General features: G+C 42.9%; 4 protein-coding genes. 2 read left to right on the plus strand and 2 right to left on the minus strand.

Features of this window, described 5'->3' with window-relative positions; translation table 11 throughout:
* Window positions 1-389 precede the first annotated feature (389 nt).
* Both EHW67_RS15470 and EHW67_RS15475 read right to left on the minus strand, forming a co-directional pair.
* On the minus strand, window positions 390-1,190 hold the full coding sequence (locus tag EHW67_RS15470; RefSeq protein ID WP_238389957.1) for a carboxypeptidase-like regulatory domain-containing protein: 801 nt from the start codon (window positions 1,188-1,190) through the stop codon (window positions 390-392).
* A gap of 339 nt (window positions 1,191-1,529) precedes the next feature.
* Complete coding sequence (locus EHW67_RS15475) at window positions 1,530-2,285, minus strand: carboxypeptidase-like regulatory domain-containing protein (RefSeq protein WP_126163293.1); 756 nt, start codon at window positions 2,283-2,285, stop codon at window positions 1,530-1,532.
* 246 nt (window positions 2,286-2,531) lie between these two features.
* On the opposite strand from EHW67_RS15475, the gene pepE reads away from it, so the two are divergent.
* Together pepE and EHW67_RS15485 are read left to right on the plus strand one after the other, a co-directional pair.
* Window positions 2,532-3,224, plus strand: a complete 693-nt coding sequence (gene pepE, locus EHW67_RS15480; RefSeq protein ID WP_126163294.1) for a dipeptidase PepE — start codon at window positions 2,532-2,534, stop codon at window positions 3,222-3,224.
* Window positions 3,225-3,482: 258 nt separating this feature from the next.
* The coding region (locus EHW67_RS15485; RefSeq protein WP_158285135.1) for a beta strand repeat-containing protein at window positions 3,483-6,000 on the plus strand (2,518 nt) is incomplete at its 3' end.

A 6,000-nucleotide genomic window follows, 5' to 3' on the forward strand; every position in this document is an offset into this window, starting at 1 on the left:
TTTTTGGGACGACGAGAGGTCTCACTTATTTTGTTATGGGGTTATAAGGTTATGGAGTGATGTGGAAAAAGTCGTGCCCCGAACAGATAAGCTGCGTTTTCAATCCCTTCCGTCTTCGCTCATGGCGAAGCCACCTTATCCTCCCGCGGAAATCGCGGGACAGGCTTAACCAAGGGAAGGAGCTTTTGTTTGATCCACTTACAACAAGCAGATTGCCGCGATTCGCCTGCCCTTCTGCTTCTCGATACAATCCTCCTACGTCGGATCACCCGCCTAGAGGCAGGGCAGGCCTGCCTGCGGTAGGCAGGCTCGAAGTGACGGGGTACTATGTAAGCTTGCAGTTACTTTTGGCTAGTGCCTAGTGACTGATTACTGCCCACTCACATTGATCACTGTTTACCGTCTGATAAAAACTGTTTATTGTTCTTCCTGTACACAACGCTCTTTTGTCTAATAAAATCCCATATCCTAAAAAGGTCTTTACTATCCACTATATTAGAAAAGTTGGAGTCTACCTCACAGAAATACAAAAAATCATCTATTTTTTCATAGGGGATTTTCAGCTGCAATACAAAAAGGCTATCGGCAAATTGGGTACGTAGCTGCTGGGTTTTATTGTATTTAATATCCCTAGCCACACGTTTCTTCAACATTTTGGTCCGTCCGGTTATAGCATTGATCAAGGGGTTGAACGGAACACTGGTAAGCATACCTACAGAGAATGGACCCATGGACGCTTCCCGTAACAGGCGTTCACTTTGCATTAAGGGTTTTACATGGGCATTGGGCAGGCCCAGGGAGGTTGCCGTGACCGGGGCAGGTATATTTAATCGCTTCATATCCCTATCCAGTTCACCGGTTAGGTTATAGGGCGTTACCACCACCTCATCCAGTGCAATATTGCTTTCTTCCAAAGGAATGGACAAAAATTTACTTTCCAAAATAGCCGTAGTCACCACTATTTCCTTTCGTTTGTATTGCACGGCAGAAATAACCAAGGTATCGTTCAATTGAACAGGAATGGAAAAGAAGCCGTTAAGGTCGGTTATGGCCGCTTTCTTGGTGGTAGTATTGAGCACATGGGTGGCTGCCACATCCCCATCAATGCTATACACTTTCCCTTCCAGTGTTTTAATGAAATCCTGAGCTACAAGCCCCTTGGAGAAAACACCAAAAATCAAGCAAAACAAATATATTGGGATTATTCGCACTACTATATAGTTATGGAAGAATTTCACTTAACAAGTCGGTAACACCACTTATTGATTATAAATCATCGTTTTACTGTTTAATCACAATCTGCCCTACATAGCTTATTGTAAATTAATTAAAGTAAATGAGTTGGGCAACAAGTCTCCTTCTCAGCTCTAGTCCTACGGCTGCGGATCCACTGCTTTGGATCACCGTTTACAAACAATAGATTTTTGCCCATTGTTCATTAGGGACCCTTCTACTTTGCTTTTTTTTCTTTGGTCTAATGGCTAGTTACTGGTAACCACTGATTGCTGACCACCTAAAACCGTACACTATCAATTCCCTTCCAACTCCTGCAGATAGGATTTACTTTGGGTCACTAAAAAATCTATAAGCTGAAATTCGTTGCGTTTTTGCAATAAAGACCTTGCCGGCAACTGTGCATCACAGTACATTAAAAAATTATCTATTTTATCCTGTGGCAGCTTTAGATCCACAACAAAAAATTCATCGTCATATACCTGCCTAAGAACCTCGCTAACCTTTAGGGGTCTAGTCTCCTCTTTCTCATCCGGTCCTTTGGCAGCCGTTAGTAATGCCTTAAAAATATTGACAAAATTCAATCCGTCCTTCATACCCCTTTCCGTTTGGGAAAGCGCAATATTCTCCACCTCTGTGGAGCGGTCTGTTTCATAGTTGTACTCCCTTACAAGAAATTCATCGTTCTGGACCTGAAGAAATTTCTCTTGATTTTCAGGAGTTACCACCACCTCGTCCAGCTCCGTCACCTTTTCATTTACCTCTACCACCAGTCTATTCTTCTCTAGGATTTCCGGTGTTATGGGGACCACCATCATCTGATAATTGATTGCCGTAAAAACCAGCTCATCACCTGCCTTGACCATAATTCCAAACTCTCCCTTTTCATTAGTTATAGTGGCCTTTTCTGTTTGTACATTGATTACATTCTCATTGGGAACGTTCACATTTCTATAAAGCACCTGACCCCTTAAATATTGGCGACCGTCGTCCTGTGAGTAGGAAACGATGGCACATAAAAGAAGAAGGGTGGAAAGAATTCTATTTCGCATTTTTTTATTTAAAATTAGATAAATTAAGCTTTAAATGCCCTATTTTATCCAAAGAAAACAACGCAAAATCCACTTTTACCTAAATGGGGCATAAAGAAAATGCAACTTATGGTCATAAAAAAGGTAGGCACCTTTAAACTTTTGTTAATTTGCATCCCTGTCCCCTTCCCTTTAACGGAATAAGGAACGGGCTACATCTTATAAATTTAAACCGTTTACGCACATAAATAGTAAAACAGTCATCAGATGAAAAAAATATTATTGGCCAGTACATCTACCCTATTTGGACAATCCTACCTGGAATATTTATTAGAGGAATTACAGGATTTTTTTGAGGGTGTCTCCACCATCACTTTTATTCCCTATGCCCGTCCCGGTGGCTTATCCCATGACGACTATACTCAAATGGCAGCAACTGCATTCTCCAAAATAAACAAAAAGGTAAAGGGGCTCCACTGCTTTAAAGACCCTATGGACGGTATTGCCCAATCAGAGGCTTTTTTTACTGGAGGAGGAAATACCTTTCGTCTGGTGCAACAATTGCACCAATTGGGACTAATGCCTGCGCTAAAACAAAAAATTGAAAGTGGCACCCCCTATTTTGGCACCAGCGCAGGCAGCAATATAGCTGGCCCCAGTATGAAGACAACAAATGATATGCCCATAGTATATCCGCCTAGCTTTGACACCCTGGGAGTGGTGAATTTTAATCTTAACCCCCATTATCTGGACGCTGATGTTAATAGCACCCACAAAGGGGAAACCAGGGAAACAAGGATCCGGGAATTTCATATCTTTAACAACACCCCGGTAATAGGCCTACGTGAAGGCAACTATATTATGGTTCAGGGAGAACAGATTATCCTTAAAGGAGAGGGTACGGCCCGAATTTTTGAAGCTGGGAAAACCCCATATGAAAGTGCGAATATTCCCTTTTAACGAAGATTGATTTCAGTTCACCTAGTACAACGGTATTTTACCCGATAAAACTGGGTATTTCTAGCTATAATTTTACTTTTGATAGCCCAGAAATAAAAGCATAAACACCCTATTTTTAAGGAAGTATGTTTTTAATGGTTGGGTCATGGGTTAAAAACCTTAGGCTATTTGCGCTATCCATGGAGCATTAACCATGGTATTGTGCAACGTATACAATGGATAATGAATGGCCGAAGGAGACTAACGAAAAAAAAGAAAATGAAAAATTTATATCTCATATTATGTCTACTAGCGGCCAGCATGGTCCAGGCACAGATTAAGATTGGCGATAATCCTCAGAATATAGACCCTAGTTCGGTATTGGAGCTGGAAAGCACTTCCCGGGTACTGGTTATTACCCGGGTCAACACGGCCCAAATGAATGCCATAATTCCCTCGGCAGGCGCCATGGTTTACAATACTGATATTGGGTGTATACACTATTATACCGGAACCGAGTGGAAGGATATCTGTGATGCCGTTGCCGGTTCCATTACCTTTTCTTCAGACGATGGTACGGTGGTTGTCACCTCCACTGGGGACAATAACTTTGATTTAAAAGTGGGAGAGATCACAGGATTTAATATTGTAAACGAAACCATTTTTGGTGCCGATATAGCAACGGCCACCCTTGGGGAACGTCAATTGGCCCCCAATTCTGTAGGTGCTTCGGAGCTTCAGGACAATGCCGTTGGCAAAGACGAAATACAGTCTGGTGCCGTAAGCAGTTTGGAAATTTTGGATGGTACCATTCAGCCAAGTGACATACAGCCGGGAGCATTGGACCAATTGCTCACCACCGATGGCAGCGGTACAGTGGTATGGGTGAACAAAAACGAGCTAGCAGCTACCCAAACAGATGGTAATACCATTACAGGAGCCGGTACAATAACCGATCCCATAAAGGTAAGTGATACGGTAATGGGCGATATTCTTGCCAATGCCAATGATATATCCGTAAATGCCAGTGATATAGCTCAAAACAGTACGAATATAGCCACAAATGAGGCCGACATTATCACCAAGGAGGACTTGGCCAACAAATCGGACGATATTAATCTGGGCAACTCCACGGACCTCTACCCTACCCAAAATGCGGTAAAAACCTATGTAGATGGGATTGAAGCCAATATTACCTCCTTGAACGAGGCCAATATATACGTAGGAAACCCCTCCAATGTAGCCACAGGGGTGGCTATGACCGGGGATGCCAGTATTGATGCTTTGGGAGAGGTAACGATAAGTGACGGTGCCATCACCACAATTAAGATAAGTGATGACGCAGTAGACAATTCCAAGATTGCAGATGCAGCTGTAGGAACACCACAATTAGTCAATAGCTCCGTAATTTCCGAAAAAATAGCATCAAGTGCGGTGACTACGGATGAAATTTTGAATAACACAATCATTGCTGACGATATAGCGGATGGAGCGGTTAATGCATTAAAAATAAATGACGACGTTGCTGGAATAGGACTAGTTAAAAGTGCTGTAGATGGATCCTTGGAAATCGATGTCACACAATTTCAAGGAGACAGCAATTTGTCCTCTCCGAACAGCTCCATTAATATTGGTGGCACACCAACCAATTCCATTTTGGAAGATGTAGAATTAGATGTAAACGTGGACGAAACCACAATTGAAATTAACACCCTAGGCGAATTGCAGGTAGTGGATAACGGGATTACCGCAAATAAAATAAATAGCAATGTCGCAGGAACAGGGCTAGCGAAAAATGCCGCTGACGGTTCTTTGGAAGTTGTAGTTTCCGATATTGGAGGCGACGGAACAATTTCCTCTCCTAATAGCTCAATAGACCTCGGTGGAACACCTATCAATTCTATCTTGGAAGATGTAGAACTAGACGTCAACGTGGACGAAACAACAATCGAAATTAACACCCTAGGCGAATTGCAGGTAGTGGATAACGGGATTACCGCAAATAAAATAAATAGCAATGTCGCAGGAACAGGGCTAGGGAAAAATGCCGCTGACGGTTCTTTGGAAGTTGTAGTTTCCGATATTGGAGGCGACGGAACAATTTCCTCTCCTAATAGCTCAATAGACGTCGGTGGAACACCTATCAATTCTATCTTGGAAGATGTAGAACTAGACGTCAACGTGGACGAAACAACAATCGAAATAAACCCATCGGGAGAGATTCAGGTAGTGGACAACGGGATTACGGCAAGCAAAATAAACAGCAATGTCGCAGGAACAGGGCTGGCGAAAAATGTCGCTGACGGTTCTTTGGAAGTTGTAGTTTCCGATATTGGAGGCGACGGAACAATTTCCTCTCCTAATAGCTCAATAGAGGTCGGTGGAACGCCTATCAATTCTATTTTGGAAGATGTAGAACTGGACGTCAACGTGGATGGAAGCACTATTGAAATAAACCCATCGGGAGAGATTCAGGTAGTGGACAACGGGATTACAGCAAGCAAAATAAATAGCAATGTCGCAGGAACAGGGCTGGCGAAAAATGTCGCTGACGGTTCTTTGGAAGTTGTAGTTTCCGATATTGGAGGCGACGGAACAATTTCCTCTCCTAATAGCTCAATAGAGGTCGGTGGAACGCCTATCAATTCTATTTTGGAAGATGTAGAACTGGACGTCAACGTGGATGGAAGCACTATCGAAATAAACCCTTCGGGAGAGATTCAGGTAGTGGACAACGGGATTACAGCAAGCAAAATAAATAGCAATGTCGCAGGAACAGGGCTGGCGAAAAATGTCG

The organism is Arenibacter aquaticus (genome assembly GCF_003957295.1).
Taxonomy (GTDB): domain Bacteria; phylum Bacteroidota; class Bacteroidia; order Flavobacteriales; family Flavobacteriaceae; genus Arenibacter; species Arenibacter aquaticus.

Excerpts from the sequence above, each read along its gene's own strand:
- EHW67_RS15475 (WP_126163293.1), bottom strand. The coding sequence starts at position 2,285 with ATGCGAAATAGAATTCTTTCCACCCTTCTTCTTTTATGTGCCATCGTT.
- pepE (WP_126163294.1), top strand. The coding sequence starts at position 2,532 with ATGAAAAAAATATTATTGGCCAGTACATCTACCCTATTTGGACAATCC.